This is a genomic window from Paraburkholderia sp. HC6.4b (genome assembly GCF_014200875.1).
Classification (GTDB): domain Bacteria; phylum Pseudomonadota; class Gammaproteobacteria; order Burkholderiales; family Burkholderiaceae; genus Paraburkholderia; species Paraburkholderia tuberum.
Map to the genome: position 1 here is coordinate 1 of NZ_JACHDC010000040.1, position 24,780 is coordinate 24,780.

Sequence of the window (24,780 nt, forward strand, 5' to 3'; positions counted from 1 at the left end):
AGTGCGGATTGCCCGTGTGAAAGTAGGTAATCGTCAGGCTCCCCCCCAGTCAGAAACCCCACCCGCCGCGGTGGGGTTTTTGCGTTTACGCGGCCGTCATCGGCAGAGATGACGTTTCGGAGACAATCCAGCCGCCACAATTCGACAATACGACGCCGGAAAGTGCGCGCGTCAACTCTCTTTCAATTGTTCGCGCTATGCTCACGTATTCCTTTCGGAAGCGCTGGCATCGAACGAGCTATGAAATCAGATCTGGCAATGCAAACCTACGGCGCGGATTCGTCGGGTATGGTCTGCGGTTTCCGGTTTTCGCCGACGCTCGCCGGGCGGCCGATCGACGCGGACGAAGTCATCGACTGGTACCGCGAGCGCGAGGACGATGCCGGCACTAGCGCGACGGACGCTGGCGAGTTTCTATGGCTTCACTTCAATCTCGCGCATAGCGCGAGCGAGCGCTGGATGCGCACGCAACTCGATCTGCCCGAAACCTTTTTCGACGCCTTGCGCGAAGGCTCGCATTCGACGCGGATCGAGCATGCGGACGGCGCACTGCGCGCGGTCGTCAACGACGTCATGTTCAACCTCGAATTCATCCCGTCAGAAATCGCGACGCTGTGGATCTACGCACATAAGCGGCTCATCGTGACGGCGCGGCTGAAGCCGCTGCGCTCGGTCGACCGTTTGCGCGCGTCGGTGCGCGAAGGTGAAATATTCAGGTCACCTGCCGAACTGCTAGTTCATCTGATGCGCGACCAGGCCGACCTGCTCGTGCAGATCGTCCGCCGAACCAGTGCCGACGTCGATCGAATCGAGGATCGCTTTCTGTCGCAACGGCCGACGCAAAACCGCCTGGACCTCGGCGCGATGCGTCGCACGCTGACACGCCTGCAACGCATGCTGGCACCCGAACCGGGCGCGATTTTCCGCTTGCTGGCGAGGCCGCCTCGCTGGCTTCATGCGGAAGACGTGCAAGATCTGCGTGAATCGACGGAGGAGTTCTCGGTCGTGATTTCGGACGTAGCGGGATTAATCGAGCGGGTCAGATTGTTGCAGGAAGAAATCACCTCGCGCCTCGAGGAGCAGAACAACCGGACGCTATTTACGCTGACGCTAGTCACGGTGCTGGTGATGCCGATCAATATCGTCGCCGGTTTCTTCGGCATGAACGTCGGCGGCATTCCGCTCGCCGAGAACAAGCATGGCTTCTGGCTGATGGTGGTGCTGGTCGCCGGCTTTACCGGGCTGACGGGCTGGTGGGCGTTTCGCCGCAGGAGGGAGCGCTAGAAGGCGCGGCAGATTTGGCCCGCTTTTTACGAGGCCAAACCCGCCGGCGTGATCGAAGCCCGAACCTGCCCGTCTTCGAATACGCTTCGCAGCGATTCAAAGAGGGCAAGTACCCGTCGATTACTCGAGTGCGTTATTCGAGCGCGGCAGCCGGACCAAAGAACTCATAACGGCTCTGCGATTCCGGCACGCCGATCGCCTTCAGCCCTTTCTGGATCGCCTTCATGAACGCGACGGGCCCGAGGAAATACACGTCGACATCGCGCGTTTCCGGCAACCACTTCTTCAGATTCGCTTCGTCGACGTAACCGTGCGCGTGCGCTTCGGCATCGCCATCACGGCGCTCCTCGTAGCAATAGAAGCGCTTCAGTTGCGGATGGCGTGCGGCCAATGTATCGATTGCGCCGCGGAATGCATGCACGCCACCATGACGGGCCGCGTGAATGAAATGCACCGTACGTTTGGTCTTCAGCGCGGCCTGCAGCATCGCCATCGTCGGCGTAATGCCGACACCGCCGCTGATCAGCACCAACGGCCTGTCGCCAGGTCGCAGCGTAAATTCGCCGGACGGCGCGAACAGATCGAGCGAGTCGTTTTCCTTGATCTGCTCGTGCAGATACTTCGACACGGTGCCATTCGGTTCACGCTTCACGCTGATGCGATATTCGCGGCCATCGCTCATTGCGGACAGCGAATAGTTGCGACGCACTTCTTCGCCGTCGATCACCAGACGCACGCCAATGTACTGACCCGGCTGAAACGCGAGCAATTCGCCGCCGTCATCGGGACGCAGATAGAACGACGTGATCTCGTCGCTTTCACGCATTTTGCGCGCGACGCGGAACCACCGCGTGCCGCGCCAGCCGCCGGGCGCTGCTGCGCTTTCGGCGTAGATCTTCTCTTCGAGGCCGATCAGCAGATCGGCGAGTTGTTGATACGCGGCGGCCCACGCTTCGATCACGGCGTCGGTTGCGACGTCCGCGCCGAGTACTTCGCGAATCGCGCGCAGCAGACACTTGCCGACGATCGGATAGTGCTCAGGCTGCACGTTCAGCGACACGTGCTTGTTGATGATCTGCGCGACTAGCCCGCCCAACTGCTCGAGCTGATCGATATGGCGCGCATACATCAGCACGCCGTTGGCCAACGCGCGCGGTTGCGCGCCGCTTGCCTGATTGGCTTGATTGAACATCGGGCGCACTTCCGGATGCTCGCTGAGCATCAGATTGTAGAAGTGCGTGGTGAGCGCCTCGCCGCCGCTTTCCAGGAGCGGAACGGTTGCTTTGATGATGGCGCGGTGTTCGGCGGATAGCATGTTTTTAAGTCCTGGTGAGAGTCTGGGTGAGCGTCTGTCTATCAGCGAATGTCACAGCCGGTTTCGGCAGACTGCCTCTACTACCCACGATTCGTGCCAGGTATAAAATGCATTTAGATCAACGGTCTGGCAATTAAGATGGTTCATTCGACCCTAGTCGAAAAGACTCAATCCGCAGTCAATCTGACTACAGGGGCGGTCCTCGATGTTCTTACCCCGCTGATTCTCGACCTGTCGCGAGAACTGTCCGAGCGCGAGCGTTATCGGCGGCTGCTTAGCGCGCTGCGCTCGCTATTTCCGGGCGACGCGGCCGCTCTGCTACGCCTCGAAGGCGATACGCTGGTGCCGCTCGCCATCGACGGCTTGAGCAGCGATACGCTCGGGCGGCGTTTTCGCGTCGCCGAGCATCCGCGCTTTCAGGAGCTGCTGGCCCAGCCGGGGCCGACGCGCTTCGCCGCCGACTCCGATCTGCCCGATCCCTACGATGGCCTCGTGCAAGGCATGGCGCCCGGGCACCTCGAAGTGCACGACTGTCTGGGGTGCCCGCTGTTCATCCGCGGCGAGCCTTGGGGCTTGCTCACGCTCGACGCACTCGACCCGGCGCGCTTCGACACACTCGACATGGCCTCGCTGCAGGCGTTTCTCGGCCTCGCGGCCGCGACCGTGAGCGTCGTCGAACGCATCGACGCGTTGGCGCGCAATGGCGAGGAGGCGCAGCGCCGCGCGGAAGCGTATCGGCTGGCGAGCAGCGAGAGCCGGCGCGAGCTGATCGGCAGCAGCGACGCGCATCGCTGCATGATCAAGGAGATCGAGGTGGTGGCCGCCAGCGATCTGACCGTGCTCGTCACCGGCGAGACCGGCGTCGGCAAGGAACTTGTCGCCAATGCGATCCACGCGCTGTCGCCGCGCGCGAACAAGCCGCTGATCAGCCTGAACTGCGCGGCGTTGCCCGATACGCTCGTCGAGAGCGAACTGTTCGGGCACGTGCGCGGCGCGTTTTCGGGAGCCTCGGCGGATCGACGCGGCAAGTTCGAACTCGCGGACGGCGGCACCATTTTCCTCGACGAAGTCGGTGAGTTGCCCCTCGCGGTGCAGGCAAAGCTGTTGCGCGTGCTGCAGAACGGCCAGTTGCAGCGCATCGGCTCGGACCACGAACACAGAGTCGACGTGCGGCTCATCGCCGCAACCAATCGCGACCTCGCCGAAGAAGTGCGCGCGGGCCGCTTTCGCGCCGACCTCTATCATCGCCTCAGCGTGTATCCGCTGCGCGTGCCGCCGTTGCGCGAGCGTGGCCGCGACGTGCTACTGCTGGCGGGCTTCTTCCTCGAAGACAATCGCTCCCGGCTCGGTTTGCTGAGCCTGCGTCTTGCGGCTGACGCACAGGCCGCATTGCTGCACTACTCATGGCCCGGCAATGTGCGCGAACTGGAGCATCTGATCGGACGCAGTGCGCTGAAGGCGTTGGCGGCCAATCGTGAGCGCCGCCGTATTCTGACGTTGACGGCCGCGGACTTCGCGTTGTCGGACGCACAAGATCATGAAGCCAATCAAATCGCCACGCAGAGCGAGGAAAGCGAGACGAAAGACTTTCGCAGCGCGGTCACCGAGTTCGAACGCAATCTCGTTCTCGAAGCGCTGATCCGCAACAGGCAGAACTGGGCGGCGGTCGCGCGCGAGCTGGGGCTGGACCGGGCGAATCTGAATCGGCTGGCTAAACGGCTCGGGCTCAAATGAGCGAACAGGCGCAGGGGTGCCGTCGCGGCCCGGCACTAAGGTCAAGCCACATCGAATCGCCGATCGCGCCGACAACAGATCGTCAGCGCCGCTCGCTGGGCTCAACGTCTTAACGAAAAACAAAGGCCCGCTTCGGAAAATCGAACTTCGCGGAACGCAGCGCGTCGGTCATAGTGGGCCCTAACGAGGACCAACACACTGAATCTGGAGACTCCGTCATGTCCGCTGCCCCAGAGAAACTCGACGATTGGCTCAACAAGCAGGCGGTGGCCGAAGACGACATCACCGCGTTTCCATTGAAGGCGCTTGCCGCCACGCTCGATCGCGAGGAAAGCGGTAACACCGTGCCGCCATTGTGGCACTGGCTGTACTTTCTGCCGGTCACGCCGCTATCCGAAGTCGGTCCCGACGGACATCCGAAGCGTGGCGGTTTTCTGCCGCCCGTGCCACTGCCGCGCCGCATGTGGGCTGGCGGCCGGCTCACGTTTCATGCGCCGCTGAAGATCGGCGAGCATGCGCGGCGCACGTCGACGATCGCCAATATCGAGGACAAGACCGGCCGCTCGGGCCGCCTCGTGTTCGTCACCGTGCAACATACGATCGAAGTCGATGGCGAGTTGAAGCTCGAAGAGGAGCACGACATCGTCTATCGCGACGCGCCGCAGGAGGGCGCGCGGCCGCAACAGCCGGCGCCCGCGCCCGAAGACGAAACATGGCACCGCACGATCGACGCCGATGCCGTGATGCTGTTGCGCTACTCGGCGCTGACTTTCAACGGCCATCGCATTCACTACGACCATCCTTATGTCACGCAGGTCGAAGGCTATCCGGGCCTCGTCGTGCATGGCCCGCTGATCGCGACGCTGCTGGTCGATCTCGTGCGCCGAGAACTGCCGCAAGCGACGCTGCAAAGCTTCGCGTTTCGCGCGCTTCGCCCCACGTTCGCGGACCAGCCGTTCACGGTATGCGGCAAGCCCGCCGCCGACGGCAAGACCATCGACCTGTGGGCGAAAGATCACGAAGGTTATCTGACCATGCGCGCGACCGCCGCGCTCGCCTGAATTCCGCGAGACTCGACTATGCAAACCACGCAACACGATTCGTTCCAGGACATTCGCGAGGCCGTGCGCGATCTGTGTCAGCAGTTTTCCGGCGAGTACTTTCGCAAGATCGACGAGGCGCGCGGCTATCCGGAAGAGTTCGTCGACGCGCTGACGAAGGCCGGCTGGCTCGCCGCGCTGATTCCGCAGGACTTCGGCGGCTCGGGGCTCGGGCTCACGGAAGCGTCGGTGATCATGGAGGAGATCAATCGCGCGGGCGGCAACTCGGGCGCGTGCCACGGGCAGATGTACAACATGGGCACGCTGCTGCGGCACGGTTCGGAAGAACAGAAGCGCAAGTATCTGCCGAAGATCGCGAACGGCGACCTGCGTTTGCAATCGATGGGCGTGACCGAGCCGACCACCGGCACCGATACGACGAAGATCAAGACGACCGCAGAGCGGCGCGGTGACCGTTACGTGATCAACGGTCAGAAGGTATGGATCTCGCGCGTGCAACACTCGGACCTGATGATTCTGCTCGCACGCACCACTTCGCTCGCGGACGTGAAGAGGAAATCAGAGGGCATGTCGATCTTCATCGTCGATCTGCGCGAGGCGATCGGTCATGGCCTGACCGTGCAGCCGATTCTGAACATGGTCAATCACGAGACCAACGAGCTCTTTTTCGACAACCTCGAAATTCCGGCCGAGAATCTGATCGGCGAGGAAGGGCAAGGCTTCAAATACATTCTCGATGGCCTGAACGCGGAGCGCACGCTGATCGCCGCGGAATGCATCGGCGACGGTTACTGGTTTGTCGATAAAGTCACCGAATACGCGAAGGAGCGCGTCGTGTTCGGCCGGCCGATCGGACAGAACCAGGGCGTGCAGTTTCCGATCGCGCGCTCGTTCATCAACGTCGAGGCAGCGAGCCTGATGCGCTTCGAAGCGGCACGTCGTTTCGACGCACATCAACCGTGCGGTGCGCAGGCGAATATGGCGAAGCTGCTCGCAGCGGATGCGTCGTGGGAAGCGGCCAATGCGTGCCTGCAATTTCACGGCGGCTTCGGCTTCGCGTGCGAGTACGACGTCGAGCGCAAGTTTCGTGAAACGCGTCTGTATCAAGTCGCGCCGATATCGACCAATCTGATTCTCTCGTACGTGGCCGAGCATATCCTCGGGCTGCCGCGTTCGTTCTGACCCGCTGGCGGACATCATGAGACCACTCGACGGTATCAAGGTCATCACGCTCGAACACGCGATTGCCGCGCCGTTCTGCACGCGTCAACTGGCCGATCTCGGGGCGCGCGTGATCAAGATCGAACGGCTCGGCGTCGGCGATTTCGCGCGCGGCTATGACGAACGTGTGCATGGGCTGTCGTCGCACTTCGTGTGGACCAATCGCTCGAAGGAGAGTCTTTCGCTCGACCTGAAGCAGCCCGCGGCGGCCGAGATTCTCGATGCGTTGGTTGCCGATGCCGACGTGCTCGTGCAGAACCTCGCGCCAGGCGCGGCCGAACGGCTTGGCCTCGGCTACGACACATTGAGCCACAAGTATCCGAAGTTGATCGTCTGCGATATTTCCGGCTACGGCGCGGACGGTCCGTATCGCGACAAGAAGGCGTACGACCTGCTGATTCAAAGCGAGTCCGGCTTCCTGTCGATCACCGGTTCGCCCGGCGCGCCAGCGAAAGCGGGCTGTTCGATCGCCGATATCGCGGCGGGCATGTACGCGTATTCGAACATCCTGAGCGCGCTGTTGCAGCGTGGGCGCACAGGGCGCGGTTGCCGCATCGATGTATCGATGCTCGAGAGCATGGTCGAGTGGATGGGTTATCCGCTCTACTACGCGATTGACGGTCAGTCGCAGCCCGCGCTTGCGGGCGCCGCGCATGCAACGATCTATCCTTATGGCCCGTTTCCCGCTGGCGACGGCAAGACGGTCATGCTTGGCCTGCAGAACGAACGCGAATGGAAGCTGTTCTGCGAGCGCGTGCTCGAACAGCCTGAACTGGCAACCGACGAACGCTTTGCATCGAACTCGAAACGCACTGCAGCGCGCGACGCCTTGCGCGAGGTGATCGTCGCGGCGTTCGCGAAGCAGAGCGCGGCCCACGTGATCGATCGACTCGATGAGGCAGGCATCGCGAACGCGCAGATGAATACGCTCGCCGACGTGTGGGCGCATCCGCAACTGAAGGCGCGCGAGCGCTGGCAGGAAGTCGGCACGGCAACGGGGACGATACCCGCATTGCGGCCGCCCGGTCTGCCTTCCGACCTCGAGCCGCGAATGGACCCTGTGCCCACGCTTGGTCAACATACGGAAGCAATTCTGCGTGAGCTTGGCTACGACAATGGGCGTATCGACGCGCTGCGCGCGGCGGGCACGATCTGATTCGGTATCGACCCCATGAACGACCATCCCAGTCTCACGCTTGCCACTTTCGCCGCGCAACTCGACTTCGACCACATTCCGCACGAGGTCGTCGAGCGTACCGTCAACCTGTACGTCGATTGGCTCGGCTCGGCGCTGGCCGGCAAAGGCGCGCGCCCGGTCGAGACGATCGCGCGGTTCGCACGCGCGGCAGCCGGGGCGACGAACGAGGGCCTCTGCGAGGTGCTGATCGACCGCGGTCGAACCACGCCGTATTTCGCCGCGATGATCAACGGCGCGGCATCGCATTTCGCCGAACAGGACGATGTGCACAATGGCTCGGTGTTTCATCCGGCGACCGTGGTGTTTCCGGTTGCGCTCGCGTTGGCACAGGCAAAGCGAGCGTCGGGGCGCGACTTCATCGCGGCGGCGGTGACGGGATACGAGGTCGGCATTCGCATCGGCGAATTTCTCGGGCGCTCGCACTACAAGGTGTTTCACACTACGGGCACGGTCGGCACGGTCGCGGCAGCGGCAACGGCAGGACGCTTGCTGGGTTTGTTGCCGTCCCAAATGCTCGATGCGTTCGGCTCGGCGGGCACGCAGGCGAGCGGCCTATGGGAATTTCTGCGCGACGCCGCCGACTCGAAGCAACTGCACACCGCGATGGCCGCCGCGAACGGCCTGATGGCCGCGCAACTCGCCGCCGACGGCTTCAAGGGCGCGACGCACATTCTCGAAGGCACCCAGGGCATGGCCGCGGGCATGTCGAGCGACGCCGATCCGGCGCGCCTCGTCGATCGGCTTGGCAGCCGCTGGGCGACCGCGGAGACGTCGTTCAAGTATCACGCGGCGTGCCGCCATACGCATCCGGCCGCCGATGCGCTGCTCGCCGTCGTGCAGACGCATCGTTTCGCGCCGCGCGACATCGCGAAGGTCGTCGCGCACGTGCATCAAGGCGCGATCGATGTGCTCGGTCCCGTGGTCGCGCCGCGCAGCGTACATCAGGCGAAGTTCAACATGGGCACAGTGCTCGGGCTGGTCGCGCATCACGGCTATGCCGGCGTGACCGAATTCGAGCAGGGTTTCGACGCGAGCGAGATCGCCGCGTTTCGCGACAAGGTCACAATGGCGCTCGACGCTGAAGTCGACGCCGCCTATCCCGCACGCTGGATCGGCAAGGTCACGGTGACGACGACCGACGGCCGCGTGTTCGATGGGCGTGTCGATGAGCCGAAGGGCGATCCAGGCAATACCTTGTCGCGCGACGAGATTGCGACGAAGCTGCATCGGCTGGCGGCGTTTTCGGGTGCGGCTAGCGAAGAGGAGGCGGCGCAACTGCTTCGCCGCGCATGGCATATTGCCGAAGAGAAGCAGATTGGCTCGGTATTCGATGCAACTTCGCGCACGATGGTGGCGGCATGAGCGCGTTGCCCCGGTCGTATCTGTTCGTGCCTGGGAATCGGCCTGAGCGGTTTGACAAGGCCTATGCGGCCGGCGCGGATGCGGTGATTCTCGATCTGGAAGACGCGGTGCAGCCGGATCAGAAGGTGCCGGCGCGTGCGGCGGTTGTGGCCGCGGTGTCGGCTAACGCATCGCGGGCCGCCTGGGTGCGTATCAATGGCTCGGATACGCCATGGTTTCCAGATGACGTTGCGGCGCTCGTTGGGCAGACCGGCGTCGCCGGAATCGTGCTGCCGAAGGCTCAGACGCGCGAACAGATCAACGCGGTGCTAGCGAACGCGCATCCGGCGTTGAGCGTGCTGCCGATTGTCGAGACTGCGCGCGGGTTCGCGAATCTTGCGGAGTTATGCAGCGCGCCGCGCGTGCTGCGTATCGTCTTCGGTACGCTGGATTTTCAGATCGATCTCGGCATCGATGGGGATGGCGAGGAGTTGCATCTGTTTCGCTCGCAGATCGTGCTTGCGTCGAGGCTGGCTGGCATTGGTGCGCCGGTGGATGGCGTGTCGACGACCATTACCGATGCTGACGCGGTGCAAGCTGATGCGCGGCGCGGCCGGCGGTTCGGTTTCGGCGGCAAGCTTTGCATTCATCTGAAGCAGATCGAGCCGGTGCATCGCGCGTATGCATGGAGTGACGCCGACGTGGAGTGGGCGCAACGGGTGCTTGCGGCTGTCGAGGCGAGCCATGGCGCCGCGGTTGCCGTGGATGGGAGGATGGTCGATATGCCGGTGATTCTGCGGGCGCGGAGGGTTGTGGGCGATTCCGAAAGCTTCTGACAATGCGGTTTTCCGTCGCCCCTACCCCCCATCGTCGCACTTGAATAGTTAGCAGGTCACATGCTAGATTAAATTGTTATCGGTAACACATTTCGACAGAAAGTTTCGGTGTCGCGACGTTGTCGATAAAGAAGATCTGTTCCCTCTCAGCATGTCAAAAAATACCCTCCCGATGAGTACTATTCAAAATCCAGTTCTGCGCGGCTTCAACCCGGATCCTTGTGTGTGCCGTGGCAAGGATGCGTGGTATATCGCGGTTTCAACGTTTGAATGGTATCCGGGCGTTCTCATTTACGAATCAAAAGATTTCGTCAACTGGGAACTCAAGGCCACGCCTCTCGACAGACTATCGCAATTGAACCTGATCGGAGAGCAGCCGTCCGCAGGCATATGGGCGCCAGCCCTCTCCTATCACGACGGTCTTTATTGGCTCGTCTATACCGACACCAAGGCATGGAAAGGCGAGCAGAAGATCTCCCCGCTTCGTGACATGCACAACTACCTCGTCACCGCCCCGGACATCACCGGACCCTGGTCGGAGCCCGTGCATCTCGTGTCCGGTGGATACGATCCATCCCTGTTCCACGACGAATCTGGCAAAAAGTGGCTCGCCTATATCCGGCGCGATTTCAGAGGTATCTACGAAGACCTGTTCGTCGGAATCGTTCTGCGGGAATACTCTGTGCAGGAGGAAAAGCTGATCGGCGAAGAGCACGTCATCTATAAAGGCGCCAACCTCAAGACCGATTACTTCATGAAATGTCAGATCTACGAGGCTCCGCATTTGCTGAAGAAGGGAGACTGGTACTACCTGATCACAGCGGAGGGGGGCACAGGCTATACACATGCAACGTGTGTATCCAGGTCCCGCGACATTTTCGGTCCATACGAGCTTCATCCTGATACGCCGATGCTCACGTCGCGCGACGCGAATGGACGGATTCAGCGGACCGGCCACGGCAACCTGGTCGAGGGTCCGAACGGCCAGTGGTACATGACGTACCTCGGATCGAGACCAATCGATGCGCACACGAAGCGCTCGCCGCTAGGCCGTGAAACCTGTGTCGCACCTATCGAATGGCATGCCGACTGGCCCCGCCTCGCCAGTGGCGGAGTGGTTCCCGCCGAATCTTTTGCGATCGGCTCGGATATCGAGCAAAGGCTCGACAGCAGTTGGACGATCGATTTCGGACAACATGCCGCGCTGCCCCTGGAACTGCAGAGTCTGCGCATCCCCATCGGCGACGACTGGTGCAATCTTCACGAACGTCCGGGCTATCTGCGGATAAGGGGGCAAGAGTCGCCGACTTCGCGGTTCCATCAAAGCTTGTTGGCCTGTCGCATCCGTGACTGGCAGTTCGAAGTCGAAACCGCGCTGGAATTTTCACCCAAGTCATATCTGCACATGGCTGGGCTCATGGCGCGTTACGACGAGAACACCTTCTACTATCTGTTCGTCACGCGCGACGACGACGGCACAAAAATCCTGTCCTACATGGAAATGGATGCCGGCAGCTTCGCCTACAGCAATCGACTGGCGACGCTGCCCGAGGCCACCGGGATCGACCTGCGGATTCGCGTCGTGGACGCGAAACTGCGCTTCTTCTATCGCTTGACGCACGGTGACTGGAATGACCTTGAACTGGAAAAGGATTTCACGAAACTCAGCGATGAATATGCAACCCCCATCGGCTTCACGGGGGCATTCGCGGGTATCACCGTCAACGACATGCTTGGCTTTCGCGAGCCTGCCGATTTCAAGTCGTTCTCGTACCGCCAACTGATCTGCTAAAGCTCGGATTTCGTGTCATCGCTGTCATTTAATAATAAGGAAGATCTCATGCGCTTTCGTTGGAGACATCGCTACCTCGTGCTGCTTATTTTGTTCGCAATCTATCTGCTCTGTTACATGGACAGAATGATCATGGCAGCGGCTATTCCATTCATTGCGTCCGAGTTTCATCTGTCCGCGATGGAAATGGGTGGAATCCTGAGCGCGTTCTTCTTTAGCTACGCGCTATGTCAGATCCCGGCTGGCCTGCTTGCAGACAGATTCGGTCCGCGGCTGATGACGACGATCGGCATCACCTGGTGGACGATTTTCACCGCGCTTACCGGGCTGTGCAATTCGCTCGGCTTGATGCTGGTGGTGCGGGTCGCGTTCGGCATCGGCGAAGCGCTCTTTCCTCCCGCCGCGTTCAAGACACTGTCGGCTTGGTTCCCAAAGCGCGAAGTGGGACGGGCAACCGGGCTCATGATGACCACTAATGCGCTGGGACCCGCATTGGCGCCGCTGTTCGTGGCGGCCGTGATGGCCGCGTGGGGATGGCGCGCGATTTTCACGAGTCTGTTCATACCCGGTGTCGCGATGGCCGTATTCGGCTGGATCTATATCAGAAACAGCCCGAAAGACAGCAAGCACGCTTCGAAGATCGAATTGGAGGAAATCGGTACCAGCGAAAAGTCTTTGTCTGCCTCTGCCGGCAAAGCGGATTTTGCTGGTTTGGTGAAAACGCCGCTGGTCTGGTGGTGCTTCGTCACCTTGTTCGTTTTCAGCATCGCCTCGTGGGGCATCATGAGCTGGTTCCCGACGTATCTGCTGAAAGCGCGCGGCCTTTCGACGGCCAGAATGGGCATTATGGCGTCGGTGCCATTTCTCGTCGGCACGATTGCCTATTGCATCACGGGCTTTCTTTCCGACAAGTTCTTCCGCAATCGTCGCGAATTGCTTGTCGTCCTCGGCTGCGTCGTGGCCGCCATCTTTGCCTATCTGACGGCCCATGCGGAGACCGTGGAAACGGCGGTGTTCTTTCAGACGATCGGCTACTTCTTCTCAACCATGGCCGGCTGTTCGCTGTACACCATCCCGAACGTCGCGCTGCCGAACAAGGTCGTCGGGTCGGCAATCGGTTTTGTCAATGCGGCGGGTCAGCTGGCAGGATTTCTTTCCCCGCTGATCGTCGGTTACATCCTGACCAGGACGAATGACGACTTCAATGTCGTATTCCACCTCTTCGTCGGCTGCTTCTTGTTGGCTTCGGTTTCCGCCTGGTTCATCAATACGAGGACGGACCTCAGCGACTCTGTCACGCGGAGCGCCGGCGCAGAAGTGCCCGTGCAGAACCGGACAGCGGGATAAACGGCGCGACGGGGCTTGAGCCGACGATAATTCCGGCTCAGTCACCGGCTTTGGGCAACGACTCGATCAGTTCATGGATGCGCATCCTGAACTCGAAATCGAGTTCATCGCGCGCGACCATTTCGACGATCTCGTTTTCGAGGGCTTTGACCTCGCGCTGCGGTTCGGCGCTGCCGCCTTTCGGGTATGCAAATCGCTTCTTTACCATTCCCTTAATCAAACCGGAACACTCACCTCCAAAAAGCCCAATTCCCAGCCCACGTCACCTGTCGCACTCTTGAAGCCAACGGCCCTGCACGATCCGACAACGGCCGTTCAGCGCTCTGCCCCGAGCCGCCGCATCGAACGAAGGCGGTCGCGCAGAACTGTTCCGCGCTCGCGCCTCTCGCCCGCGCGCAGCCTAAAAAGACAGGAGACACAATTTGCCAGCCCCCATCAACTCCGGCGCACGCCTCGACCGCCTGCCGATCACCCGCTTCCACTGGAACATCCTCGGCCTGATCGGCGCGGGTGCTTTCCTCGACGCCTTCGACATCTATCTCGCCAACGGCGTGCTCGCGGCGATGGTCAAAACCGGCTTCACCGATCTCCGCCTCGGCTCGTTCTTCATCTCCGCGACCTTCATGGGCATGATGATCGGCGCGGGGCTGGCAGGCTATCTCGGCGACCGCTTCGGTCGACGCTATTCGTATCAGGCCAATCTCGCGATCTTCGGCATCGCATCGCTCGCCGCCTGCTTCGCGCCGAACATCTACTGGCTGATCCTGCTGCGCTTCGTCATGGGCATTGGCCTTGGCGCCGAACTCGTGGTCGCGGCCGGCACGCTGTGTGAGTTCGTGCCACCCGCCACACGCGGCCGCTGGACCGCGCTGCTCGCGCTGATCGTCAACTCCGGTCTGCTCGGCGCGACCGCAGTCGGCTATTGGGTAATTCCACATCTCGGCTGGCGCTACATGTTCGCGATCGCGGGGGTTGGCGCGATGGTCGTGTGGTTCCTGCGGCATCGGATGCCGGAGTCGCCGCGCTGGCTCGAAACGGTCGGCCGGCTCGAAGAGGCGGAGGCCACCGTCTCGGCAATCGAGCGACAGGTCGAGGCGCGGGTCGGCAAGCTGCCGCCGGTTTCGCGCGTGGTCAGTCACGAGGTGCCGGCCGCGCCGTTCTCGGCGCTGTTCGCGCGCGGCATGATCGGCCGCACGCTGGTCGCCGCGCTGACCTGCATGGCGATCAACATGTCGCTGTACGGTTTCGTCGCGTGGCTGCCGACGTTCTTCGTCAAGGAAGGCCTGACCATCGTGCAGTCGCTCGGCTTCGTGCTGCTGATGTCGTTCGGTGCGCCGGCCGGCGCTGTCGTCGCTTATCTCGTGACGGACCGCCTGGGGCGACGCAACGGCATCGTGCTGTTCTCGCTTGCAACGATCGTGCTCGGCTTCGTCTACGTGCAGATGCGCGCGCCAGTGCCGATCGCGGTCGTCGGTTTCGCGCTCGTCACGACGATCTACACGGTCTGCACGCTCGGCCTGTTCGGCTATATCCCCGAGCTGTTTCCGACCGCGCATCGCTTGCGCGGCACCGGCGTGGCCGGCACGTGCGGCCGCGCGGCGTCGATGTCGACACCCTACGTCGCGCTGTTGCTCTACACGGAGTTCGGCGTGACGGGTGTGCTGACGATGGTCGGTGGCGTGCTGTTGTTGCTGAGTATCGCGATTCTCGCGCTGCGCATCGAAACGAGTCAGCAGACGCTCGAAGAGATTTCGCCCGATGCCGAGCTGATACCGCAAGCGGAGATGATGCGAGAGTCGGCTTAAGCCGTGCGCGCATCAAGGTGATCTGTCGATTCGGATCTTTCCCCGGCTAAATTTTCACTTCACCCGGTTAAGATGAAAGTTTGCTTTGCGCATGTTTCGCTAGCAGCTTTCATCATGCACTTCGATTTCGTCGATTTACGCCTGCTCCTGCATATCGCCGACACGCGCAACCTCGCGCGTGCGGCGGAGCGTTCGCACCTGTCGGCGCCGGCCGCCAGCAACCGGGTCAAGAATCTCGAGGAGCAGCTCGGCATCAAGCTGCTCTATCGAACCAGCCAGGGCGTGACGCCGACACCCGCGGGCGAAGCCTTCGTGCATCACGCGCGGCTCGTGCTCGAACGCGTCGAGCATCTGGCCGGCGACATGCAGGAGTATGGCGAGGGCATCAAGGGCCACGTGCGCATCTGGGCCAACACGACCGCGATCAGCGAGTTTCTGCCGGCCGTGCTGAGCCGTTTCCTGCGCGATCACCCGGACGTGAACATCGATCTGCGCGAAGTGCTGAGCGGCGAGATCGTCAAGGGCGTCGCCGACAGCGCGACCGATATCGGGATCGTCGCGGGCAATGTGCATGCCGAGCATCTGCAGATGCTGCCATATCGCGACGATCGTCTCGTGCTGGTTACGTCGTGCGAGCATCCGTTCGCGAGACAAGCGTCGGTCGATTTTTCGCAGGTGCTGAACGCGAACTTCGTGAGCCTGCCGACGTCGAGCGCGATTCACGCGTTCATCACGAGTGCCGCCGATGCGCTCGGCGCGCGTCTCAAACTTCGCATCCAGGTCGGCAACTTCGAGGCCGCGTGCCGGATGATCGAGGCGGGTGTCGGAATCGGCATCGTGCCGGAGTCGGTCGCGCTGCGGCACAGAAAGACGATGCAGATCGCGATCGTCGGCCTGAACGATCCGTGGGCCGTGCGCAAGCTGAAGATCTGCGTGCGCAGTCTGAAGGACTTGCCGCCGTTCGCGCGTGTGTTGGTCGACCGGTTGATGGCGGTGCTGGAGGAGGATGGCGGGTCAGATGCTTGACGCGGCTTGACGCGCGGGCGTGACACCCGCCCGAAGTCTGACGAAGTTTCCTTCTGGAAACATCGCCCCCCTTTTGTCAACCGGTATTTCATTCCCGACCATCTTCTTGCCGTCACAAAAACCCGCGTGTATAGTTTCCGAACTTACTCTTGTTTCGTATCGGAAATTAAAGGGGTTCACATGGACGCGTCCACTATCCTCGCGGATCTCGGCATTGCCCAAGCCGCGCAAGCCGGCGATATCGCCGTTCATTCGCCGATCACCGGCGAACTCATCGGCCGTGTGGCCAGCCAGACGGCGGTCGAGGTCGACGCGGCGCTCGCCCGGGCCAAAGACGCGTTTTCCGTGTGGCGTAACGTGCCGGCGCCGCGCCGCGGCGAGCTGGTGCGGCTGCTCGGCAATCGGCTGCGCGAACAGAAGCAGGCGCTCGGCAGCCTCGTCTCGCTGGAGACGGGCAAGATCCTGCAGGAAGGCATGGGCGAAGTGCAGGAAATGATCGACATCTGCGATTTCGCGGTCGGTCTGTCGCGTCAGCTGTACGGTTTGACGATCGCGTCCGAGCGCCCGGGTCATCGGATGGCGGAGTCGTGGCATCCGCTCGGCACCTGCGTCGTGATCTCGGCGTTCAATTTCCCGGTGGCGGTCTGGTCATGGAATGCGGCGCTCGCGCTGGTGTGCGGCAACGCGGTGATCTGGAAGCCGTCGGAAAAGACGCCGCTCTCGGCGCTGGCCGTGAACAGGATTCTCGAAGACGCGCTGAAGGAATTCGGCGACGCGCCAGCCGGCCTGGCCGCATTGATCAACGGCGGGCGCGACGTGGGCGAAAAGCTCGTGGCCGATCCGCGCGCGTCGATCGTCAGCGCGACGGGCAGCACGGAAATGGGTCGCAAGGTTGGCGTCGAAGTGGCGAAGCGCTTCGGCCGCTCGCTGCTCGAACTCGGTGGCAACAACGCCGGCATCGTCACGCAGACGGCCGACCATGAACTCGCGATGCGCGGCATCCTGTTCTCGGCGGTCGGTACGGCCGGTCAGCGCTGCACGTCGCTGCGGCGTCTGTTCGTGCACGACAGCGTGTACGAGAAGACCGTCGAGCGTCTGAAGCAGCTGTATAGGCGCGTGCCGATCGGCAATCCGCTCGACAAGGGCACGCTGATGGGGCCGCTGATCGACCGTCAATCGTTCGACCGTATGCAGGAAGCGCTGCAGCAGGCGAAGGCCGAGGGCGGCAACGTGTTCGGCGGCGAGCGAGTCGAAGTGAAGGGTTATGAGGGCGGCTACTACGTGCGTCCGGCCATCGTCGAGATGCCGTCGCAAACGTCGGTCGTGCTGAAGGAAACGTTCGCGCCAATTCTGTACGTGCTGCGCTATGCCGATTTCGCCGATGCGGTCGAGGCGAACAATGCAGCGCATCACGGCTTGTCGTCGTGCGTGTTCACGAGCGACCTGCGCGAAGCGGAGCGCTTCCTGTCCGCGTCGGGCAGCGACTGCGGCATCGCGAACGTCAACATCGGACCGAGCGGCGCGGAGATCGGCGGTGCGTTTGGCGGCGAAAAGGAAACGGGCGGCGGGCGCGAGTCGGGTTCGGATGCATGGAAGGCGTATATGCGTCGCGCGACCAATACCGTGAACTACTCGTTGGCGTTGCCGCTTGCGCAGGGTATCGACTTCAATCTCGACTGAGCGCGCAAGTGTGACGTCGTAAACGTTGGCGGCGCATCGCGTTGATGCCGGTGCGCCGCCGTCGCCATCCGGCGCGCCACAGCCGCGCGTTCCAGATAGCAATCCGTTTGCGCCGCCCGGCGTTCCGGAGCGGCCACGTTACTCGTGGAGTAAGACGTGAGTTCGAAAGTCGTGATCGTCGGCGGTGGGGTGATCGGCAGTTCGATTGCGTATTTCTTGCGGCTGTCCGATCCGACAGTCGGCGTCACGGTAATCGAGCGCGACCCGACCTATGCGCGTTCGTCGTCGGCCTTGTCGGCGGCGTCGATCCGGCAGCAGTTTTCTACGCCGCTTTCCATTCAGATGTCGCTGTTCGGCATCGAGTTTCTTCGCTCGATTGGCGAGCGGCTCGAAGTCGACGGTACCCGGCCCTCGATCGATCTGCACGAAGGCGGCTACCTGTTTCTCGCGACACCTGCCGGTGAAGCGACGCTGCGCGAGAATCACGCGCTGCAAAAAAGCCTCGGCGCAGATATCAGCCTGCTCGACACGCATGGCTTGCAAACGCGCTTCCCTTGGCTCAATACCGACGACCTCGTTGCCGGCGCTTATGGCGAAAGCGGCGAGGGCTGGTTCGACGGCTACGGTTTAGTACAGGCGCTGCGCAAGAAAGCGCAGGCGCTCGGCGCGCGCTATGTCGCGGCAGACGTCACCGCGCTGCATCGCGAGGGCAATCGCGTCACGCAGGTACAAACCGCGGACGGTGAGACCTATGCTTGCGACGTCGTCGTCAACGCGGCCGGCGCATGGTCGCGCAAGGTCGCACAGATGGTCGGCATCGATCTGCCCGTCTATGCGCGGCGGCGCAGTATCTTCAACGTCACGTCGCCGGCAAAGCTTGAACGCTGTCCGCTGCTGATCGATCCGAGCGGCGTGTACTTCCGGCCTGAAGGCAATTCGTATATCTGCGGCACGTCGCCGTCGGCCGATAACGATCCCGACGATCTACCGCTCGATGAAGTCGATCACGTGCTATTCGACGACGTGATCTGGCCGACGCTCGCCAATCGCGTGCCGCAATTCGAGGCGCTGCGCGTGCAGAACTGCTGGTCCGGCTATTACGAATACAACGTGCTCGATCAGAACGCGATCATTGGCCATCACCCGGATATCGATAACTGCATTTTCGCGAACGGCTTCAGCGGCCACGGTTTGCAGCAAGGGCCGGCAACCGGACGCGGCATCAGCGAATTGATTCTGCATGGCCGCTATGCGACGCTCGATCTCAGTTCACTAAGCTTTACGCGCGTGCTCGAAAACCGGCCGATCATCGAAAAGAACGTGGTGTAGCGCCTTATATGGCTCGATGCGTGGGTCATGCGAAAAACGCAATAAATAGTGCGTAGATATCGTTTGCCGCAGATCCCGCCGATGGCCACAATCGACGCCGATTGTCTTCGTCATCCCAATCGATATCACACGCAAGGCAGGCGGCCGTCATCATGTTCTCATTCAATTCCGCATTCGAAGCCCCGAGCGGCTCGCCGATCCGCGAGCTGTTCAAATACCTCGCGCGGCCCGGCATGATCTCGTTTGCCGGCGGCTATCCGGCGAGCGATCTGTTCGACCGTGCAGGACTCGATGCCGCGGCCGCGCGCGCCTCGCAACAGCCGACGCTGTGTCTGCAATACGGCCCGACCGATGGCATCGCGATCCTCAAGGAACAGCTCGCGCAGCTGATGGCACGGCGCGGCACGCCATGCGCGCCAACAGACCTGCTGGTGACGACCGGTTCGCAACAAGGATTCGATCTGTTGCTGCGCGTGATGGTCGCGCCCGGCGACGTCGTGCTCGTCGAGCAGCCCGCGTATCCGGCCACTTTGCAGGCGCTGAAGCTGCAACAGGCCGACGTCGTCACGGTGCCCGTCGATCAACACGGCCTCGACGTGGCGAAGCTCGCCGCGGTGCTCGAGACGGGCACGCTGCGTCGCGCTCCCAAGCTGCTGTACACGGTGCCGACGTTCGCGAATCCGACCGGCGCGACGTTGTCGCTCGAACGTCGAATCGCATTGTTGAAACTGGCGGCGCGTTATCGGTTCGTGATCGTCGAAGACGATCCGTATGGCGATCTGCGTTTCGATGGCACGGCAGTGCCTTCGCTTTTCGCATTGAGCGAGCAGGTGCCCGGTTCACGCGACTGGGTCGTGCATTTATCGAGTCTGTCGAAGATCGTCGCGCCGGGTTTGCGTGTAGCGGCATCTGCCGCGCATTGTCGATGCGTATTCCGTCAAATGCCGCGCGCTATGCGATGCGCTCGACACGCATCTCGCGCGGCACATCGCATTTCATCGTCCGGCCGGCGGCATGTTCGTGTGGGCGCGTCTGAACGCGGCACGCGATGCGTCCGACTATCTGCGCGTGTGCATCGAACAGAACGTGATGTTCGTGCCGGGTGTCGCGTTTTACAAGGACGCGGCCGATAGAGCTGCGCTGCGCCTGTCGTTTGCCGCGCCGGGTGTGGAGGAGATTGAAACCGGCGTGCACCGAATGAACCGCGCGCTCGAGCAGTACTGCGACGAGCAATAAAATCCTGATTGCATCAACACAATCAGTGGAATGCGGCAGATTACCCGGCGAGCATCTAATGTGCAGCCGGGTTTGTTTATCCAAATGCCAACAATTGTGGCGATTTAACAGAATTCACCGCATTCCTTATTAATCGCGAATCGCGAATCGCGTTGAGTTCGAATACGCAATCGTTTTCGTCCGCGCGTGCCTTCTATGAGAGCGACCGTGGCAAGCCGCAGATGAGGCCGCCCGGGATTGCCACGTCGAACGGCGAGTACGCGCGAGTGGCCCCTCAAATGATTGCCCCCAATGAAATCGCTATTGCACGCCTTAATTTCAAGATTATGCAATTCGAATAAATTCGGGTGTAGCCAAATCTTGTAATGGAGGTGGTCGATTTATATGCGGAAATGCCATTTATAAAGATAAGAAACCGTGTAATTATCGTGCTTGCCGGCCGGCTTCCGTTTTGCGTGATTCCCGGAATGTCTGAAAGACAGGTTTTACACGGGTTCGCGCCACACGAGTCGGCTTTCGCACGGGAGAGCATCGTCGCCCGTCGCGTTCGCCCATGCATGCCGCATATGAGTGCCGCACGAGAATGCGTGAGTGGGCCACAAAAACGTTAAATGAGGAAAAGGGGGCAACGCAATGAATTCACTCGACGAGAAGCGGCCGCTGCTGATCTACGACGGCACGCTCGGCGACCTCTACGGCATCTTTTTCAGAAACCTTGTGCTGCAAATCGTGACGCTCGGTATTTACCGCTTCTGGGCGACCACGAACAACCGCCGATATGTCTGGTCGCGCATGCGGTTTCAGGACGAGCGCTTCGAGTACACGGGCACCGGGGGCGAGCTATTCAAGGGCTTTCTGTTCGCGACCGTGGTCGTGTTCAGCGCGGTGGTCGCGGCTGGCGCGCTAAGCGTGGTCTTGCGCATGCTGACGAAAAGCGCGGCACTCGGTTGGCTGCCTGTCATCGCGTTGTATCTGCTGATCGTCGTGCTCGCGGCGGGTGCCTTTTTCGGCGCGCAGCGCTATCGGCTGAGCCAGACGCAGTGGTGCGGTATTCGCGGCGGCATGACCGGCTCGGCGCTCGGCTTCGGCGTGCGCGCGTTGCTGTACGCGCTGTTGTGCGTTGTCACGCTTGGCCAGATGACGCCGTGGACATCAATGCGTCTAATGGAGTGCCGCATCAACGCGAGCAGCTTCGGTAGCCTGGCGTTTCGCTTCAAGGGGCGCGCGTGGGTCGTCTACGGTCTGTTCCTCGTTACGTTCGTCGGCGTGGTCGTGTTGTTCGCGGTGCTGTTCATGGTGTTTCTGAAGGGCGCTCTCGCATCGATGCATGTCGGCCAGGTGCCGGGGGCGAGTACGGCGCCGTCGCGGGCCGCGCTCGGATCGCTGTTTTTGTTTTATGCGCTGTTCTCCATCGGCACGATGCTGATCCGCGGCTTCTATGTCGCCGCGCTGACGCGCCACGTGATGGGCAATACGTCGCTCGGCTCGCAATTGCATTTCGGCAGTAACGTCAGCGTGGCGCGTCTGCTCAGTTTGCAGTGCGGCAACCTTGCGATCATCGTGTTTACGCTCGGCCTTGGGGCGCCAATCGTGCTGCATCGGCTGATGCGGTTTGCCGTCGACACGCTGCAGGTTTCCGGCTACCTCGATCCGCATATGCTGGGGCAAAGCACCGTGGCGGCGCCGCTGACTGGCGAGGGCATGCTGAATCTGCTCGATCATGGTGGCGCCTTCTGAGATTGGACTCGCGTTGAGAGCGCGGCAATGGGCGGGGGGCGCACGATGTGCGGCAAGTAATGGGACACGCGACTCATCTCAGGCGCGAGCGCGAAACGCAGTACGCTCAATGAGTTAGCGCAGTCATGCGCAGGTTGTCCACAAGCTTGTTCCCAAAATCTGTGGACAACAGGGCGGGAAGCGAAGCGGAGAATTCGCGCCTGAAGAATTGTGGAAAGGTACGGCACAAAAGCAAACAGCGGGACTCACCGTCGACCGGTTCATCCCGCTGCTTGTGTATGACGATGTGGGCGGCTTGCCGTGCAGCGCGCACGGCAAGCGTGGCAAACGCTTATCGGTCGAGGAACGACTTCAGACGGTCCGCGCGGCTCGGATGCATGAGCTTGCGCATCGCCTTGCTCTCGATCTGGCGGATCCGCTCGCGGGTCACGTCGAACTGCTTGCCCACTTCTTCAAGCGTGTGATCCGACTTCGTGTTGATGCCGTAGCGCATGCGCAGCACCTTCGCTTCGCGCGGGGACAGAGAGTCGAGCGCGTCGTCGATCGCGGCACGCAGGTCGGCCTGCATCGCGGCATCCGCCGGCGACGATACGCCAGCGTCTTCGATCATGTCGCCCAGCGTCGCATCGCCGTCGTCGCCGACCGGCGTTTCGAGCGATACGGGTTGCTTCGCGATCTTCAGAATGCCGCGCACCTTCTCTTCCGACAGTTCCATGCGTTCCGCGAGCACCGCAGGATGCGCTTCCTGGCCGGTCTGCTGCAGGATCTCGCGCGAAATGCGGTTCAGCTTGTTGATCGTTTCGATCATGTGCACCGGCACGCGGATCGTGCGCGCCTGATCGGCGAGCGAACGAGTGACGGCCTGACGGACCCACCACGTCGCGTACGTCGAAAACTTCCAGCCACGACGGTATTCGAACTTGTCCACGGCCTTCATCAGACCGATGTTGCCTTCCTGGATCAGGTCGAGGAACAGCATGCCGCGGTTCACGTACTTCTTCGCGATCGAGATCACGAGACGCAGGTTCGCCTCGATCATCTCGCTCTTGGCCTTGCGCATCTTCGATTCGGCCGCGACCATCTGGCGGTTGATTTCTTTCAGATGCTTGAGCGGCAGCGATACCGTCGCTTCGATGTCGATCAGCTTCTGCTGTTCGGACTGGATGGCCGGCAGGTGACGCTCGAGCGCCGCACCATAGGTCGACGCGCCGGTGCGCGCGGCACGCTCGGTCCAGCCGAGGTCGGCCTCGCTACCCGCGAACGTTTCGATGAATTTCTCGCGCGGCATGCCGGCCTTCGAGACGACGATCTGCAAAATGTTGCGCTCGATCGCGCGCACTTGCGCGACCTGGCGCTGCACGTCGCCGCACAGACGGTCGATCGTGCGTGCGGTGAAGCGGATCTTCGCGAGGTGCTGCTGAATGTCTTCGCGTGCGCGCAGATAGGCCTTCGACGTGACGTCGCCGCGCGCGTGCGACGCGTTCATCTGGTCGTACAGAATGCCGACCTGGGCGAAGATTTCGAGGCAGTCGCTCGTGAGCTGCTTCAGGCGAGCTTCGTCCGCCGCCGACGAATCTTCCGGACCGACGTCGTCGTCTTCTTCGTCTTCGCTGTCTCCGTCGGCGTCGCTGTCTTCATCGGCATCCGTGTCGGCGCTCGCGACTTCTTCCGCGGCGGCCGTCTCTTCATTCAGGCCGTCGACGAGTTCGTCGATGCGCAGCTCGCCGTCGACAACCTGCTGCGCGCTCGCGAGGATCGCGGAGATCGCGAGCGGGCACGCGGCGATCGCTTGCACCATTTCGTGCAGGCCGTCTTCGATGCGCTTCGCAATCGCGATTTCGCCTGCGCGGGTGAGCAGCTCGGTCGCGCCCATTTCGCGCATGTACATACGCACGGGGTCGGTGGTGCGGCCGAACTCGGAGTCGACGGTCGACAGCGCGACTTCGGTTTCCTCGTCCGCCTGGTCGTCCGACACCACGGCGGGGGAATTCGAGTTGAGCAGCAGCGTTTCCGCGTCCGGGGCCTGCTCGTAGACCTGCACGCCCATGTCGCTGAACGCGCTGACGATGCTGTCGATCGCGGCGGTTGCGGTGAAGTTGTCGGGCAGGTGGTCGTTGATCTGCGCGTGGGTCAGGTAGCCTTGCTCTTTACCCAGCTGGATCAGTGCGCGCATCAGGCGCTGGCGTTCTTCGGCTTGTTGCGGCAGCAGCTCGGCTGCCACCGGAATCGCTTTGCCGGCGCCCTTGCCTTTGGCCGAACGGCCGGACGGAACTTTGGCAGTGAAGGCGGTGTCGTGTTGCGAATCTTCGCGATCGAAAGGGTTCACGTAATTTCCTCTAGAGGCTTCGCTATGAGACGCAAGACGCTACCGTCAGGCGTTTCGAGCAGGGCTCAGCATCACCTGATGTGACTCAACGCGGTTGTTGGGCTGTGCTCTGGGGAGCAAAAAAGATGAGCCCGCTCGAAGCGGGCCGATGGACATGCGAAATTTTGCGCGGCTCGCATTATATACGAGCTTGGGGGTTCGCGCTCATGGGTGCACATCAAATCATCGTCGCTGTTGTCGCAGGCATTGCGTGAGGCTACGCAGGTGCATAGTCCGTGGCCATGCGCGCGGCCTAACCTAGATAGGGGCGAGTTGCTCCTTGCGCAAGGGGGCTCGATGTCGTTTTCCTGTATATGGAGTCGTATCCTCGCATGCTGTCCCCAAAAGAAATTCGCAGAAGGGTATTGACGTGCTGTTGACCGCTCTCCATAATCTCGCTTCTCTGCTGCAGACGCAGCGACGCAAACGAAGCAGTGCCGGGTAGTGGTGGTTCAGGCGCGGCGGGTTTGGCG

Annotated in this window: 17 protein-coding genes and 1 pseudogene; 15 read left to right on the forward strand and 3 right to left on the reverse strand. The window is 61.8% G+C overall.

The annotated features are described in order from the left end of the window. The first annotated feature begins 240 nt into the window (after positions 1-240). The gene (locus HDG34_RS37855) at positions 241-1,284 is read left to right on the forward strand and encodes a transporter (RefSeq protein ID WP_184056550.1); all 1,044 of its coding nucleotides are present in this window, start codon (positions 241-243) and stop codon (positions 1,282-1,284) included. Positions 1,285-1,417: 133 nt separating this feature from the next. Here the strand turns inward: HDG34_RS37855 and hmpA are convergent, their stop codons facing one another. After that, positions 1,418-2,599 (reverse strand): NO-inducible flavohemoprotein, encoded by a 1,182-nt coding sequence (gene hmpA, locus HDG34_RS37860; RefSeq protein WP_184068913.1) that lies wholly within the window; start codon positions 2,597-2,599, stop codon positions 1,418-1,420. A 138-nt stretch (positions 2,600-2,737) separates the two neighbouring features. Between hmpA and norR the strand changes: the two genes are divergently transcribed. The 8 genes from norR to HDG34_RS37900 all read left to right on the forward strand — a co-directional run bounded on the left by norR (position 2,738) and on the right by HDG34_RS37900 (position 13,129). Beyond that, a complete protein-coding gene (gene norR / locus HDG34_RS37865) occupies positions 2,738-4,333 on the forward strand; it encodes a nitric oxide reductase transcriptional regulator NorR (protein ID WP_184068916.1) in 1,596 nt (531 codons plus the stop codon). Between the two features lie 218 nt (positions 4,334-4,551). Beyond that, complete coding sequence (locus HDG34_RS37870) at positions 4,552-5,394, forward strand: MaoC family dehydratase N-terminal domain-containing protein (protein WP_184068919.1); 843 nt, start codon at positions 4,552-4,554, stop codon at positions 5,392-5,394. Positions 5,395-5,412: 18 nt separating this feature from the next. Next, positions 5,413-6,576, forward strand: a complete 1,164-nt coding sequence (locus HDG34_RS37875; protein ID WP_184056543.1) for an acyl-CoA dehydrogenase family protein — start codon at positions 5,413-5,415, stop codon at positions 6,574-6,576. A gap of 16 nt (positions 6,577-6,592) precedes the next feature. Continuing rightward, positions 6,593-7,771: a CaiB/BaiF CoA-transferase family protein gene (locus tag HDG34_RS37880; RefSeq protein WP_184068923.1), complete on the forward strand. Its 1,179-nt coding sequence runs from the start codon at positions 6,593-6,595 to the stop codon at positions 7,769-7,771. A gap of 15 nt (positions 7,772-7,786) precedes the next feature. Further along, the gene (locus tag HDG34_RS37885) at positions 7,787-9,175 is read left to right on the forward strand and encodes an MmgE/PrpD family protein (RefSeq protein ID WP_184068927.1); all 1,389 of its coding nucleotides are present in this window, start codon (positions 7,787-7,789) and stop codon (positions 9,173-9,175) included. Beyond that, positions 9,172-9,990, forward strand: a complete 819-nt coding sequence (locus HDG34_RS37890) for a CoA ester lyase (RefSeq protein WP_184068930.1) — start codon at positions 9,172-9,174, stop codon at positions 9,988-9,990. The genes HDG34_RS37885 and HDG34_RS37890 overlap by 4 nt, the downstream gene beginning before the upstream one ends. A 172-nt stretch (positions 9,991-10,162) precedes the next feature. Then, the gene (locus tag HDG34_RS37895; RefSeq protein WP_184068933.1) at positions 10,163-11,782 is read left to right on the forward strand and encodes a glycoside hydrolase family 43 protein; all 1,620 of its coding nucleotides are present in this window, start codon (positions 10,163-10,165) and stop codon (positions 11,780-11,782) included. 48 nt (positions 11,783-11,830) lie between these two features. Continuing rightward, positions 11,831-13,129 carry an MFS transporter gene (locus tag HDG34_RS37900; protein ID WP_184068936.1) on the forward strand — a complete coding sequence of 433 codons (1,299 nt, stop codon included), beginning with the start codon at positions 11,831-11,833 and terminating at the stop codon, positions 13,127-13,129. Between the two features lie 37 nt (positions 13,130-13,166). Here HDG34_RS37900 and HDG34_RS40315 read toward each other — a convergent pair whose 3' ends face one another. Next, a complete protein-coding gene (locus HDG34_RS40315) occupies positions 13,167-13,337 on the reverse strand; it encodes a hypothetical protein (RefSeq protein WP_184068939.1) in 171 nt (56 codons plus the stop codon). 214 nt (positions 13,338-13,551) lie between these two features. Between HDG34_RS40315 and HDG34_RS37910 the strand changes: the two genes are divergently transcribed. From HDG34_RS37910 to HDG34_RS37935, 6 genes and pseudogenes are all read left to right on the forward strand, one after another. Continuing rightward, on the forward strand, positions 13,552-14,934 hold the full coding sequence (locus HDG34_RS37910; protein WP_184068942.1) for an MFS transporter: 1,383 nt from the start codon (positions 13,552-13,554) through the stop codon (positions 14,932-14,934). Positions 14,935-15,048: 114 nt separating this feature from the next. Continuing rightward, on the forward strand, positions 15,049-15,960 hold the full coding sequence (locus HDG34_RS37915) for a LysR family transcriptional regulator (RefSeq protein ID WP_090808514.1): 912 nt from the start codon (positions 15,049-15,051) through the stop codon (positions 15,958-15,960). Between the two features lie 180 nt (positions 15,961-16,140). Next, the gene (locus HDG34_RS37920; protein WP_184068945.1) at positions 16,141-17,640 is read left to right on the forward strand and encodes an aldehyde dehydrogenase family protein; all 1,500 of its coding nucleotides are present in this window, start codon (positions 16,141-16,143) and stop codon (positions 17,638-17,640) included. Between the two features lie 156 nt (positions 17,641-17,796). Further along, complete coding sequence (locus HDG34_RS37925) at positions 17,797-18,969, forward strand: FAD-binding oxidoreductase (RefSeq protein WP_184068948.1); 1,173 nt, start codon at positions 17,797-17,799, stop codon at positions 18,967-18,969. Positions 18,970-19,202: 233 nt separating this feature from the next. After that, a pseudogene (locus HDG34_RS37930) lies at positions 19,203-20,205 on the forward strand (PLP-dependent aminotransferase family protein). Positions 20,206-20,838: 633 nt separating this feature from the next. Then, positions 20,839-21,942 carry a YjgN family protein gene (locus HDG34_RS37935; protein ID WP_184068951.1) on the forward strand — a complete coding sequence of 368 codons (1,104 nt, stop codon included), beginning with the start codon at positions 20,839-20,841 and terminating at the stop codon, positions 21,940-21,942. Positions 21,943-22,273: 331 nt separating this feature from the next. Here HDG34_RS37935 and rpoD read toward each other — a convergent pair whose 3' ends face one another. Beyond that, the gene (rpoD, locus tag HDG34_RS37940; RefSeq protein ID WP_184068954.1) at positions 22,274-24,268 is read right to left on the reverse strand and encodes an RNA polymerase sigma factor RpoD; all 1,995 of its coding nucleotides are present in this window, start codon (positions 24,266-24,268) and stop codon (positions 22,274-22,276) included. Positions 24,269-24,780: the final 512 nt, after the last annotated feature.